The following is a 13,862-nucleotide window of genomic DNA, read 5'->3' on the forward strand; positions in this document are numbered from 1 at the left end:
CCCATGGAACGTTCAATGCAGCCAGTAGAATCGATCGCGCGGCGAGGCTTTCTGGGCCAGTGCCTGCGCGGGGCAGGCGTCAGTCTCGCGCTGCCTTGGCTGGGCTCGATGCAGGTGCGAGCGGAAGAGACAGGAAAACTTGCCAATGTCGATACCTTAGACAACTCGCCGCCGGTTCGCTTCGGTTGCGTATTCTTCTCCAATGGCGTCGAGCCAGAGCATTGGTGGGCGCGTCAGCAAGGTGCAGCGATCGAGTATGGAGAATGTTTGAAGCCGCTGCAGGCCCACAGTTCCGACTTTACGTTCATCAAAGGCTTATTCAATGAGCAAGCCGCATTGCATCCTAGCCCGCACATGGGCCGCATGGCCAACATGCTTTCCGGAGCGTGGGTCAGCGAAGACCAGTCGGAGATTCGTGTTGGAAAGTCGATGGATCAATTGATGGCTCAGCGACTGGGCCGTGAGACGGATTTGCCAAGCCTTGTGTTGGGCGTTGAGCCGACGGAGTTGCGTCTCGAAGATGGTCTGTCAATGATCTACGGTTCCTGCATCTCGTGGGCGACGGACACCAAGCCAGCGACGAAAGAGATTTATCCAGCTCGAGTCTATGATCTAATCTTGGGCAACGGTTCAGACCGGAAGCTGGACCGCAGTGTCCTGGATGCCGTGCTGCAAGACGCTCAGCGAGTTCGCAATCATGTGTCAGCGGCGGATCGCGTGAAGCTTGATGAGTACTTCGATTCGATACGTGACATTGAAACGCGGATCGATCGAGCTCGCAAGGGCGATTCGCTGGAAGGCTGGCGGCCATCGATCAGCGAGCCGACGTTTGGTCGCCCAGCGGAGGATTTGCCTCAGAACGTAGCGGAGCACATGCAATTGATGCTGGATTTGATGGTACTTGCATTCCAGATGAATAAGACGCGGATTGCAACTTGTATGCTCAATAATGATCTGTCGCAGATGAACTTCAGTTTTCTTGAGGGCGTTGAAGGGAGCTTGCATTTGGACCTAACACACAATGGCCGCAAACCAGATCTAGAAGCCATGTACTTGCGGACCAATCAATTCCACTTCCAGCAATTAGCCTATTTGATGGAACGCATGAAGGGCATTCAAGAAGGGGATGCAACGTTGTTGGACAATTCGATTTTGATGTTTGGCTCGAACTTGTTTGATGGCGACCGTCACCAAGCGACGGAGATGCCATTGCTATTGGCCGGAGGGGGCGGTGGAACGTTGCAGCATGGACGCGTGATTGATGTTAGCCAAGAGTCGCTGGACAACCGTCGTGCTTGTAGTTTGTATTTGTCGATCATGGATCGCATGGGAATGTCGTTGCCCAGCTTTGGTGATTCGCGACAACGCTTCGAGCCGTTGGGTTGATTGGTGGAAGTGCCTTCGTTTGCAGGCCGGCCTGTCGGCGGAAGTGCGTGGGAATGTGTAGAATCATTCCGCCTGAAGGCGTTACTACGAACAACTGGACGACTTTCGTTATTCGGTCACTAAATGCGATGCTAAGTGATCGACGTTGTTGTATGCCTCGATGTTACAATCGGTCGCCTTGTATCGAATGGTCGTGACAGATGTGTTCCGCGGTGTATCGTACAACCAAATCGAATCGTCCAAGTTGACGGAGTTTAGACGAGCGATAGCCGAAAGGAGCTTCACTTTGAAGTCCGCGTGAATGATCATCGCGATCGTCGATTCACGTGTCCCAACAGGCGTTTGAGCCATGGCATGCATCCAAGCGGCAACGTCGCTGGCTCGGGCATCGGCTTCATGTTCCAGTTCGATGTTGCGGCCATGATGCCAACCATCGTCGTTGATCGCGGGATCGATCTCCCAATGTGAGAACCGATTCAGAATCGCGGCACGACCCATCCCCGGTTCAGCTCGCATCTTGCCAGGCAAATGGCCGCTGTAGCACCCTTTTACCTCAAACAATTTCGCGTGCACGTACGCAGGCATGCCTAGCGCATGTGCCAGCGGAGCGGCGGTATCGATGGAGCGTAAAAAGCCGCTGCAATAGATCTTGGTAATGGGTTGATCGGACAAGTATTCCGCCAGGCAGCGAGCTTGCAAGTGCCCCAGCTCCGTCAAGCCAGGATCGCTGACCCGCTGGTGTTCAGGCAAGGCGTTGTTGGCCGACTGAGCGTGGCGAATGATTAAAAACTTACAGCCAAAGTTACTCATCGTGGTGCAGCGGTGCCTTGAAATCCTTCGTTTGGTGACATCGTAGGCAAACTACCTACCGAAGGGATCCGCTAGCAGATCCCATAACCACCATTCAAGAAACAACAGCATAAAGGGGCCAATATAAAGAAATAGTTGGCCGCCATACATAGCCACCTGTTCAGGAACGTATTCGACCAGCGAAGTGAACACCATATAGATCAGAACCATATTCACGGCAAGGGCTAGGATGCTGAGCAATGTCGTCATAAAGACGTACAACGCCAATCGCCAGCTTGCGCCCCAGGAGTTTGTTGGAGGAGTGTTCTGCATGGTTCGTCGCTTGAATGGATCTCGCTATTGAATACAGACTCTATGGTAAGCGGGATTTCGAATCTGAGCAATCGGCGCATTCCTCAAGATCGATACTTTCATAATCACCAATTGAACTTCCTTAGGCGGACAAGTTTACCTTTTTGAAACAGAATCTATTTCTGGGGTACAGTTTTTTTGATTCGTTGACCAAGCTTCCCTTGAAAGCCGGACTGCAATCGGCTGCCTCCATTTTCACCTCTTGCGTCGACGGCGACAACTCAGATTCCCACCAAAGGCGTTTTCGATGTCCACAACTTCGGCTAGTTCCCAATTGTCTCAAAAGATGCTTGCAGTCGTAGTTCCCATCAGTGCCGAGACGCTTGCCGCACCGCGAACCATCAATGATATTCGATCCGTTCTTCGGTCTTTGCGAATGCCCTTTACGCTTGTCATCGTACGCAATGGGATTGTGAAGCCGCATATGGCGGAGTATCTGGATGCAGTATGTTTTAGCGAAGCGAGTATCTATTGTGTGACGTTGGCCAGTCATACATCCAATCAGCTTGCCATTCGAGCCGGTCTGGAAGCGGTCGAAGCGGACGCTTATGTGACCCTGAGCGCAGATGGAACAGACGATGTCCGCACCATCGCTCAGATGTTGCGTAAGTGGAGTAAAGGCGCAGAATGCGTTCTGGCTGTTCGCGAAGAAGAAAATGATTTGAGCCGTCGACGAAGGTTGATCAAGGCGTTTTACCGAGCGGCAGGACGACGTTGCTCGGTCCCAGTCGCTTACGGTGCGGCTGATTTTTGTTTATTAGACAGACGAGTCGTCGATGCTTTGCGAGCCTTGCCAGCAGACAATCGCTCGCTCGCTCAGCAAACCTCGAGACTGGGTTTTCGTCGCGCTATCGTCGGCATGGAAGATTCATGGCGACGCCCTCAATCGTTATTCCAACGAGGCAGAAATCATTTCCGCTCGTTGCGTGAAAGCTTGATCTCCCATTCGCGATCGCCAATGCATGCGTTGTACTGGTCGGCAGCGAGTATCGTTGGCATGGCGACATTCAGTTCCATTAGCGCCATCGCCGCTCTTTTCGCGGGAGTATCGGCCGCGACTGTCGCATGTGGTCTGCTGCTCTCATGTCTAGCGGCACTTGGTTCCATGTCGGTTGGAATGATTGTCTTGGGCGAGTATCTCTATCGGCTGATGCAGAACGGACCTTCGGTGCAGAACTATGCCGTGGAAGCAAGTTTCGCGAAGACTTGTCAGTTGCCAACAGTAGCGACGCGACGCACGATTAGCGAAGCGGAGATACTGACCGAATTGAATTCGATTCGCGAAGATTTGTTAGTTCCCAGCAAATCGCCGAATTCATCGCCTCGTTACGAGGAATCGTCGTTGTAGTTCAGCTATAACCTGCCTGGAGGCCGACGGCCAGTGCCTATTTGCTTGGTTAATGAATCACCAAGATCTGACCGCCACTTCGACGCCTGCTCGCGAAGTGCTACAACTTGATCTGGATGCTCGGCCGATACGTCGACGTCTTCAAGGCCATCGCCACGCATATCGTAAAGCGATTCTTGGGTGACGGAGACCATTTCATAGCGGCCCGGCGCACCATCTTTACCACCCAGGCCGTAGCCCAACGCGTCTTTCTCCATCGATCGATATTGATGAGGAAAGACAAGTTTGAAGTTTGAATTGCGGATGGCTTGCAACTGCCCATCTGCGTAATAGATCGGTATCGAATCGTGTGGCGAAGCTTGGTCGACATCGCCTTGCATGATCTGGACCAGCGACTTACCGTCGATCTTGTGATCAGGAAGTTCTGCGTCGATCAATTCTGCGATGGTCGGCAGAATGTCTACAGTGCCTGCCAAAGTATTCGTGCGAGTGTTGGCGGGTATCTTGCCAGGCCAGCACATGATGGTTGGCACGCGAACACCGCCTTCAAAGCTCGTGCCTTTGCCTTCGCGCAGATCGCCGGCCGTACCGCCGTGGTTTCCATAGGATAGCCAAGGACCATTATCGGAAGTGAAGATGACTAATGTGTTGTCGGCTAAATCAAGTTTGGCCAATGTGTCGCGGATCGTGCCCAGCGACCAATCTAGTTCGGCCGCAACATCGGCATACAGTCCCTTGCCCGTCTTGTTCTCAAACTCTTTCGAGACATACAACGGCACATGAATCATCGAGTGCGGCAAGTAGACCAAAAAGGGTTTGTCCTTGTTACGTTCGATAAAGGAAACCGCTCGTTGTGTGTACCACTTGGTTAGATTACCTTGCGTCGTATCATCCACGTCCGGATTGACAATTGTCGATTGTTCAAACAAAGGCAAGCGAGGAAAACGCCATTGGTCTTCAGGGATCGCATGTCGCGTTGCGATTGGACCGGGCCACATATCATTGGAATAGGGCAAACCAAAGTATTCGTCAAAGCCGTGTTCGGTGGGCAAAAATTTTGGATGGTGTCCTAGATGCCATTTGCCAAAGCAAGCCGTCGCGTACCCTTTCGACTTGCACAGCTCACCAAGTGTCAGTTCCGAGTCCGAAATTCCGATCACACTGCTATGGTTCAAAGCTCCACGGATTCCAACTCGTTCGTGATAACAGCCGGTCATGATTGCGGCACGTGAGGCAGAGCAGACCGCCGATGAAACCAGGAAATTCGTAAAGCATCTGCCGTCGCGGGCCATCTGCTGCAGATTAGGCGTTTCGTAGGATTGGCTGCCGAACGGTTCAATGTCGCCGTAACCCATATCATCGATAAAGACAACGATAACATTGGGCGGCTGCGTTTGATCCGCCCGGGCATGATATTGCAAAGCGAACGCGGTGATGATCGCCAACGTTAATCGCGCGGCAAAACAAAATTCCGCCCCATAGTGTGAGGTCGCGAAATTCTTGTCCGAAAAATTGTGACAGTGCTGTGACATAGGGGGGATTCGTGGGTTCAAGGTAGGATCGGCGGGCTTTCGTCAGAAGACGGACTGATGCCGAGATGTAGGTAGGGAATCGGTTTCCGATTTGCTCATTATATCGAAATGGAAACGGTCCGTCGCAGCAGGAGCGACATTTGCCTTTGAACAGTTCGGAAATGAGGCAGCATTGCCGGAAAAAATGCAAGAAGCACTTGCCCCAAGACGATACTGCCACGTGGGCAGGGGGCGTCGAAACCAAGTTAGCCTATGGAAAAATCTGTCGCCGTGATGTATGATCTTGTGACAGGTCCAACAGACCCTCCCGCCTTGAATCCCTCCGAAATCCCACCTCGTATCGCGTCATCCGAAGCTTAATGTTTTTGATTGGCGTAGCTCTTAACCCAACAAGCAAACAATGAAACCAACTTCAGCAGTGAAGCGTTCCTCTATCGCAGCATGTTTCGCCCTCGGTAGTCATTTTGTGCGAGCCGCCGTACCCATTGCCTTGTTGGGAGGCGGCGTTTGGGCATATGGAAAACTTGCTACCGGATTGGAAGCCGAACCCGTAGCACCTCCCGTGCCGGAGGTGATTCGGACCAATGTGACCGAGATGCATGTCAGCGACTATCCGATTGTGATCAAGACGCAGGGGATTGTTCAGCCGCACAACGAAGTGACCTTGAGTGCACAGGTGACGGGCTTGATCACAAAGATCACGCCCGCTTTTGAGTCCGGAGCGTATTTTTCTGAAGGCGATATCCTCGTTGAAATTGACCCTCGCGACTATCAGACCGCATTGGCAGTGGCAGAGGCTCGCAAGCTGAGCGCAGAGGCGGCTTTAGAGCTCGCTCAGCAAAATCATCTTCGTTTAGAAGAGTTGTTTCGCACCAAGCATGTCGCGGAAGTCGACGTGTTGCAATCGTCGGCAACCATGAAACAAGCGGCCGCAGAATTAGGTTCCGCATCGGCCGAGATTGAACGAGCAGCGCGAGATTTAGAACGTACCAAGATCCGAGCTCCTTTCAACGGCCGCGTGCGTAGCGAAGTCGTCGGGATCGGGCAAAATGTTTCAGCGGGCACGCCGTTGGGCGTCGTGTACTCGATCGATTACGCTGAGATTCGTTTGCCGATCGCGACTCGAGATTTGCATTATCTTAAACTACCCGATTCCGAATCGGAACCATCGGTGGAAGTCACGTTGTACGATGCCATTGACGCTGGATCGGAAGAATACTGGACAGCAAAAATTGTGCGCACCGAGGGTGCACTGGATGTCAATTCCTTGGAACTGTTTGCGATTGCGCGAGTCTATGATCCGTTTGGGCGAATGTCGGATCACGCGCCGCTGCGAATCGGGCAACCTGTTGTTGGCACAATTCAAGGCAAGGTATTGCAGGATGTAATTGCACTGCCTCGATTGGCCGTGCGGCAGCTTGATAAGGTTTACTTGGTCGATCGTGAGAAGCTGACGTTGCACGGCAAAACGATTCGGCCTATTTGGTCTGACGAACAACATGTCATCGTTCGCGATGAAACGTTGAAGGAAGGCAAGCTACTTTCTACGACGCAACTTGTTTATGCACCAGATGGCGCGACGGTGGAGATCATTCCCACGCTGAATGCAAAGGCTAGTGCGGTGAAAGCCGCATCGACGATCAGCACCACTTCGCAAACCAACTAAGCGTCTTGCCGATGAGTAGCTGCGAATCGACAGAACAGCTTTAGGCTGTTTTCAAAGTTTCCATTGCGGCACGTTCCTCCGCTGCAATGCGTTGGATGTAGCGAGCGAAGTTTTCATCTTCTCCATGCAGCAGTTGAGGCAAAGCAGCGAAGAAATCATCGCGACGACACCATTCTCGCATAAAGTCATCCCAACTGTGCCAGCGCCGTTTTTGCTGGATCGTCATGGTATCTTCGTAAGCGGTCAGGAACGCGCGTTCAAACAGGGAAATCAGAATCTCAAATAATACCTGCGTTCGTTCCCGTTGCTCATCGGTCAGGCCAGGCGTTGAAGTTTGAGTCCGCAGTTTGAGATCCGAATGTTGTAAGACCAGCTTCAAAAAATCGGTATAGGCATCGGATAGCAATTGGTAGATTTCTTCGTCTTCATTGTCCCGTTCCTTTCGTTGCTCCAAGACGAACGTGTAGATCGCCAGCGGCAAACCAAAGAAAGTGACCACGTTGGCGAGGAATTGGGCTAGATCGAAAAAATTCATGATTGCTATTAGCGAAAATACCGGACTGGCTCTAATCGGTTCGGGCAAAAGCGAAACGGCCGCGATACCGGCCTGCCCGAATCCTGCTGAGCAAAATACCGCTGGCGATTCGGCTCACGATAGTAGTTTTTGATCGCACGTCAACGCAGCATGTTGCATAGATTCAATCGGCGCTTACGATGAAGGCGTTCCCGCAGCCCCGTTCAGGACACTAACATGCGACTTGCCCCGACCACTTCGATTGACATTCCAACTTCCACCGGACTGATGCGAACACATCTGTTCCGAGCTGCGACGGCCGCCGAATTGCCGACTGTCGTCTTGTACTCCGAAATCTACCAAATGACGGGGCCTATTGCGCGGACCGCAGCATGGTTGGCTGGCCATGGCTATCTGGTGGCCGTTCCGGAAGTCTATCACGAATATGCCGAACCTGGTGAAGCGTTCGCTTACGACAAAGTGGGAACGGATCGAGGCAACTTGCTGAAGGTGACCAAATCGATCGCTGCGTTTGACGCGGACGCAAAAGCTTTGACAGAGTATCTGCGAGGCCTTGAAGGATGCGATGGTCGCTTGGCAACCATGGGGATTTGTCTGGGAGGCCATCTTGCGTTTCGTGCTGCCATGCAACCAGCGATGCAAGCTGGCGTTTGCTTGTATGCAACGGACATTCACAAACGCAGTTTAGGAGCGGGAATGAATGACGACACACTCGATCGGATGCACGAACTGAAAGCGAAAATGATGATGGTTTGGGGAAGGCAAGACCCGCACATTCCAGTCGAAGGGCGACAGTTAATCTATCAAGCGATGCATGCTGCCGAAGTCTGTTTCACTTGGCACGAATTCAACGGCGAACACGCTTTCTTAAGAGATGAAGGGCACCGCTACGACCCCAGCATTGCCGGTCTGGTACATGCCTTAGTACTTGAGCACCTGCACTCGGCGTTTCTATAGTTCTCCACCGCCGGACGTCGACATTTGAATTCCCGGGGCGGAACGAATCGTGATTGTGCCGATCAGTAGCAGCAGGATGGCGATCGGTGCCAAGCTCAAGCGGATTCCATCCTGCAGAAACGCGTTGGAAAAAAGCTTATTGGCAACAGCGTTTCCAATTTCAGAATTGCAGTATGGACATGCAAGAAACCAGAATGTCACTGCGGTACCTCTTTGCAAATTTCGACCAGAATGAGCTGACCGATTTCCGTACGATGATTCGTTGGAAACACCGGCTTTTGGCGAGAGCAACTCGGGTACCAGGACCATGCCGATCCCAGTGCCAGCCGACTTTTAGCGAATATTCGCTTTTGCGAGCATCAGGATGAGATGAGCCAGCGATTTCGCGCCCAGCTTTTTGGAGATATGACTGCGGTGCACTTCGATGGTCTTGACGCTCAAATTCAATCGACCAGCGATCTGTTTTGTGGGCATGCCAGCGGCAATCATACTGACGATTTCACGCTCGCGCTGAGTGAGACTTTCAAACTTTGTTTTGAAGTTCTCCAGCTCAAGATTGCCAGAATTCCGCTGGTCGTCAAGCTGGACCATGCGCGTGACTAGATCGATCAGAATTTCATGCGCGATCGGCTTTTCGACAAAATCGACCACGCCCAACTTCATCGCTTCCACCGCGCTGGCCACCGATCCGCGCGCGGTCAGCATCAGCACTGGTTTGTTGAAGCCGTTGGCCCTCAGGACTCGCAGCAACTCAATGCCCGACATGGAAGGCATGGCAAGATCCAGAATCAAACATCCAGGCCCGTCGTCCAAAATACTGTCAAGAAATTCCCTTGGGCTAGGGAAACTTCGGCATTGAAAACCAGCTTTGGTTATGACGTAAGCTAGACTATCTAGCATGTCAGGATCGTCGTCGACGAGATAGACGCGTGCCAAGTCCTTAACCAACGGGTCCAATATCTGGTCCGCGATCGGGGGCGTTTGTTCAAGCGGAGTGATGGCTGTGAATAATATCACGCTGATGCTTGTTGGCTAATTGGTCGGTGGTGGGATTTGAAGCGACCGAGGCGGGAGCTTAAAAACGATAATGTCTTGGACACGATTTCAACGACTATGGCGATTTCATGTGTCCAATACAATTCGTCGTCAGCAGATGATGCATACAGTAAACCGAATGTTGGATTATTAGTCAAGTTTTTATGCGCTATACCGAACGCAGTTTTTGAAATACGGTACTTCGAATAGAAGGTTTTCGATATGTCCGAGCAAAGTGATTCCTTTATTCATTCGACATTGTCCAGCGATCCGGATTTCACGGACTTAGTCGCCGAATTCGTGGCCGCTTTGCCGGCTAGGCGTGCAGCGCTGGAACGCTACCGCGCTGCGGGCAATGTCAAGGAATTACAACGAGCCATCCATCAGTTGCGGGGCGCTTGCGGAGGATACGGATTTAACGATCTATCGCTGCAAGCGGCTGCAATTGAAGAACGCTTGAAAACAGGAGCCACCATCAAGTCGCTGCAGACCCAGATCGACCATCTTTTGCACTCCATCAGCTTGGCACGCGTCTAGGCTTTCTTTCTAACTGGCTGCGTGCCTTTTCGTAGCTGGAAATTCGGGGCGAGTTCACTGATACGACGGGCTTCCAGGCCGTCGGGGCCAAGCCGTATCGACGGACTGGAAGTCCGTCGCACCCCAAGAATTGGCGATGACAAAGCACTAACTTTTGCTCTCTAACGCATTTACTCTTCCTCGCTAGTGAGACTCAATTGCCGCGACTCTCACTGCTGGACAATGCGAAATATACCGAATCGTTGATCCCCGCCGTCTGAAAAGGTGTGCAAGTAGTCCGATGGCAGCTTCCTGAGTTCGAAAGAGCTCCGAAGGCTGATCGACGATTCCATTGCCACTTATTCAGTTTGTTTTACTCCCTGGCAGGTATGACTTGCAGCTTGCGAAATTCGACCGCGCCATGATCTCCTTGAATCATGATCGGACCGGGCGCCCCTTCGTCGCTATCGATCGCTCCGCCTGTGATGCCAGGTATCGATTGACGATCAATAATGCGCTGGCCATTCAGTTCGATCGATACTTGACGGCCATTCAATGTCACATGCATGGTTTGCCACTGCCCCGCGGCGGCACTGGCGTTTACCGATGGAGTCAGAAAGCCGTAGACGCTGCCCATGTTGTGGTCGTCAGGCTGCTGATCTGGCGTATCGATGATTTGCACTTCGTACCGCCCTCGCAAATAAATCCCACTGTTGCTGCCCTTGGGATATCGAAACTCGGCCAACAACTGAAAGTTGCTGAAACGTTGCTCGCTGACCAAATTATTGCCCGGTTCGGCATTCACCAGCACGCCCTCACGAACTTGCCAACCATTCTTGCGCTTAGCAAACTGTGTCGTCCAGCCCGAGAGATCTTGACCGTTGAACAAGTCGATTGCGTCACCCCAAACGATCGGCTCCGTCGGCAACAATTCCGGAGCGCGACTCGCTTGCCAAGCCAACTCGCTACCGTCGGCTTGGTTTGTTGTCCCTTGCAGCTTGCCTTCTTCCAAGCGTCCTTCAAAGCGTAGGTCTGTTGCACGTTCTTCCCATTGCGGAGGCACACTGAATCGGAACGTTCCCTCTTGAATTTCTACTTTGGAGATTGGGCGGGAACTGCCCGAGGGACCGACATAGCTGCCCACCACGGTCCGATAGCCCGACCTGCGAAACTCGAACCACGCTGGTTGGGCATCCGCACCGCTTTGCAAGGTCACATTCCAACGGCCAAGAAATCCTTCGATTGCCTTTCGATCGGATTGCTGGCCAAGCAACATGCTACACTCGCTGGCCAAGAGCACGATGAAGAACAATGGAACGATGCGAAGTGATTGACCAAAGACCATGGAAGCGAACTCAGCTAAGGCGGGAAATAGGGAGGTGCAACGGAGACCTCCCTATGTTAGCTGAAATGCAGGCCATCGGCGACCTGCCCAAAGTCTTGTTCCAAAGATTCTTCGGTTTTCGACCTACCGTTTTGCCAAAGCGAATCTTTAACGTACGACGGACATCCTGTCCGTCGTCAGCCGTAATCAACGGACTGGAAGTCCGTTGTACCATTCTACGATGGACTTCTAGTCCGTGGTGAGCAGTGCGGCGGCGGACTGGAAGCCCGTTATACTTTTCAACTCAACCCTAAATCCATCGGCAACAAGACACTAGAAATATCGGTTAAACGTCAAACGCAGCTCATTGGAAAATGGACTGTCTGCTCCATTGCCCAACGGCAACGCATAGCCGACTCCAAACCGTGACGCTCGATTCATTTCAACCGTAAAGCCGGTCAATACGTTGATGTTGTCGAACGTACCAACGCCAGCGGAAACTTGCCCCACCGATGTCCCAAAAGTATCGCCGGAACTGAGCGATCGATTGATGTGCAACTCGTTTAACCAAGCGATACCGGTCAAGCCGTAACGTTGCGAGTTCGGAGCGCGGAACAACCAGTAGCCAGTATTCAAATCGATGTAGATCAGGTTCTGCTGTTGCAGTGTACCTTCTCGTACCAAAATGCCTTGTCCCTGATCGGCGTAAACATTGTTGCCGGTTGCATCAATATCGACTTGCACCATCCACTGCGAGAAATGCCGGCTGCTGTGACTGATGGCACCGCCGATAAAGGGCATCAGATGCACTGACCCGTTATCGATTCTACCGATGGTCCGCCCGCTTCCATCAACCAATGTCGAATCCTCGGCGGTTGGAGCCATCACGGATACGCCTCCGGTTAATACCCAGCGGTCGCGTCCCAATAGAATGCCTTTGACACCCACGAACATGTTACCGAACTGTGTCTCGCTGGTGTTGGTCGGCAATCCCGAAAGGTCCGAAGTGTTGCTGACACTGGAGCCGAACGGAGTCCGCAGTTCGACCGATGCCAAGCCGCCTAGAAACGTCTTTTCAAAGCCTGGCGTGAATCGATCGACGTCGACGCCATCGGTAGTGAAGGGCACTCCACCAAATCGGCTGTAGTTAAAAAAGACGCGATCTTGCGGGATCGGCGAGTTGTTCTCGATCAGCTTCTGACGTCCTAGTCGTCCACCGGGTGTTACCATGACCGAGCGTGGATACTCATAGCCATAATAGTCGTAGACATTGACCGCTTCAGGTCCGAGGAAATCCCCCATGAACTCCGGCGTTTCGGCACCGAGCATGGAGCTGCGATTGGACCCGCCGAAGTTCGCGCCGGCCGAACTGCTCATGGCCAGCAGACTGTTCAGGTCTTGCGAAGGTCCTGCCGCCCGCGGGCTGAGCGCTTCTGCACCGGGGACATCGCCGAACATTCCATTGTTCAGATTGATCTCTGGCTGCGCTAAATCGGAAGGTGAACCATAGGTGGGGGCAGATTGGCTAGCACCGGGGGCAAGTCCCATCCCTTGGCTCGATGGCGGCATAGGCACTCCCTGCCCATCCTCGCAACAACCGCTGCGGCCCTGGCAATTCACGCATGTCCAACTCCCGCATTGGCAGTCGGCTACCACGCGGCATTCGCAGCCAACTTGTTGGACTTCCTGGCCACAAAGCAGCGATGACTCGGAAGCAGCCCCAAAACTGATCGCCATCAACGCCGCAACGAATTTTACACGTCCGTGCTTGTTAACCATCGCATCCCTACCCTTAGCTTTCGCGGGCTATCCATAGCCAGCATGATATGGCCTTGCCTCATTGCAAAACCAAGTGAGTGATTCCCAAGTTTCCGTCAGACCATCTCACGACTCCATGTGCGATGGTTCTCGCTAGCCTTGCCCCCTTGCAGCCGCCAACGTTTTGTCTCGCACGCTATCCATAGCCGTCGAGACTTTTTCAGAATCGGAAGGAAATCTTTAAACCTTTCGTTAAACTCAATAAAGGCACCACTAACATAGAAGAAACTTTCGATTGTCCGGAATATCTCAACAAAAACAATGCTAGCGCGATTCCGACACGTTCGGGAGTCCGCAAATGGGCGTTCATGGAAATTCGCTGTGTCCCCTCCCCGGTCGCTCGCGGAACTCGCAGCCGAGCGTCAGACGTAGGCCGGTAACCAGCAAAGCCAACGCCAGTGCCGGAACATCGGTCGCTGGAAACTCGTCGACGTCACTAACTCGATCGGATCTTGCGTGAAGGGCTTTGCGCAGTTCCGGCAACAGCACAGCAACCTTGTTACCGGCCTACAGGACTGCCCTCCCCGGTCGCTCGCGGAACTCGCAGCCGACCCTCCCACGGGAGGGTGAAAGATGCAGGCCGG

The 13,862-nt window shown here is 52.8% G+C and carries 13 protein-coding genes; 5 read left to right on the forward strand and 8 right to left on the reverse strand.

Features of this window, described 5'->3' with window-relative positions; translation table 11 throughout:
* Positions 1-3: 3 nt before the first annotated feature.
* Entirely contained in the window at positions 4-1,386 is a 1,383-nt protein-coding gene (locus SH302x_RS16755; protein WP_479363546.1) for a DUF1552 domain-containing protein, read from the forward strand.
* Positions 1,387-1,494: 108 nt separating this feature from the next.
* Here the strand turns inward: SH302x_RS16755 and SH302x_RS16760 are convergent, their stop codons facing one another.
* Both SH302x_RS16760 and SH302x_RS16765 read right to left on the reverse strand, forming a co-directional pair.
* On the reverse strand, positions 1,495-2,196 hold the full coding sequence (locus SH302x_RS16760; protein WP_479363547.1) for a histidine phosphatase family protein: 702 nt from the start codon (positions 2,194-2,196) through the stop codon (positions 1,495-1,497).
* Positions 2,197-2,247: 51 nt separating this feature from the next.
* Complete coding sequence (locus SH302x_RS16765) at positions 2,248-2,508, reverse strand: hypothetical protein (RefSeq protein WP_479363548.1); 261 nt, start codon at positions 2,506-2,508, stop codon at positions 2,248-2,250.
* 286 nt (positions 2,509-2,794) lie between these two features.
* On the opposite strand from SH302x_RS16765, the gene SH302x_RS16770 reads away from it, so the two are divergent.
* Entirely contained in the window at positions 2,795-3,895 is a 1,101-nt protein-coding gene (locus SH302x_RS16770) for a glycosyltransferase family protein (protein ID WP_479363549.1), read from the forward strand.
* Positions 3,896-3,900: 5 nt separating this feature from the next.
* Here SH302x_RS16770 and SH302x_RS16775 read toward each other — a convergent pair whose 3' ends face one another.
* A complete protein-coding gene (locus tag SH302x_RS16775) occupies positions 3,901-5,427 on the reverse strand; it encodes a sulfatase family protein (RefSeq protein ID WP_479363550.1) in 1,527 nt (508 codons plus the stop codon).
* 400 nt (positions 5,428-5,827) lie between these two features.
* Between SH302x_RS16775 and SH302x_RS16780 the strand changes: the two genes are divergently transcribed.
* Entirely contained in the window at positions 5,828-7,093 is a 1,266-nt protein-coding gene (locus SH302x_RS16780) for an efflux RND transporter periplasmic adaptor subunit (RefSeq protein WP_479363551.1), read from the forward strand.
* A 40-nt stretch (positions 7,094-7,133) separates the two neighbouring features.
* Here SH302x_RS16780 and SH302x_RS16785 read toward each other — a convergent pair whose 3' ends face one another.
* A complete protein-coding gene (locus tag SH302x_RS16785) occupies positions 7,134-7,628 on the reverse strand; it encodes a hypothetical protein (protein ID WP_479363552.1) in 495 nt (164 codons plus the stop codon).
* Between the two features lie 216 nt (positions 7,629-7,844).
* Between SH302x_RS16785 and SH302x_RS16790 the strand changes: the two genes are divergently transcribed.
* On the forward strand, positions 7,845-8,585 hold the full coding sequence (locus SH302x_RS16790; RefSeq protein ID WP_479363553.1) for a dienelactone hydrolase family protein: 741 nt from the start codon (positions 7,845-7,847) through the stop codon (positions 8,583-8,585).
* Here SH302x_RS16790 and SH302x_RS16795 read toward each other — a convergent pair.
* Positions 8,580-8,786: a hypothetical protein gene (locus tag SH302x_RS16795; protein ID WP_479363554.1), complete on the reverse strand. Its 207-nt coding sequence runs from the start codon at positions 8,784-8,786 to the stop codon at positions 8,580-8,582. The two genes, SH302x_RS16790 and SH302x_RS16795, sit on opposite strands and share 6 nt — an antisense overlap.
* 132 nt (positions 8,787-8,918) lie before the next feature.
* Complete coding sequence (locus SH302x_RS16800) at positions 8,919-9,602, reverse strand: response regulator transcription factor (RefSeq protein WP_479363555.1); 684 nt, start codon at positions 9,600-9,602, stop codon at positions 8,919-8,921.
* A gap of 240 nt (positions 9,603-9,842) precedes the next feature.
* Between SH302x_RS16800 and SH302x_RS16805 the strand changes: the two genes are divergently transcribed.
* Positions 9,843-10,157: an Hpt domain-containing protein gene (locus SH302x_RS16805; protein ID WP_479363556.1), complete on the forward strand. Its 315-nt coding sequence runs from the start codon at positions 9,843-9,845 to the stop codon at positions 10,155-10,157.
* A 352-nt stretch (positions 10,158-10,509) separates the two neighbouring features.
* Here the strand turns inward: SH302x_RS16805 and SH302x_RS16810 are convergent, their stop codons facing one another.
* Together SH302x_RS16810 and SH302x_RS16815 are read right to left on the reverse strand one after the other, a co-directional pair.
* Positions 10,510-11,481, reverse strand: a complete 972-nt coding sequence (locus SH302x_RS16810; protein ID WP_479363557.1) for a 3-keto-disaccharide hydrolase — start codon at positions 11,479-11,481, stop codon at positions 10,510-10,512.
* Between the two features lie 312 nt (positions 11,482-11,793).
* Complete coding sequence (locus SH302x_RS16815; RefSeq protein ID WP_479363558.1) at positions 11,794-13,239, reverse strand: hypothetical protein; 1,446 nt, start codon at positions 13,237-13,239, stop codon at positions 11,794-11,796.
* Positions 13,240-13,862 lie beyond the last annotated feature (623 nt).

The organism is Njordella calcicola (assembly GCF_056494125.1).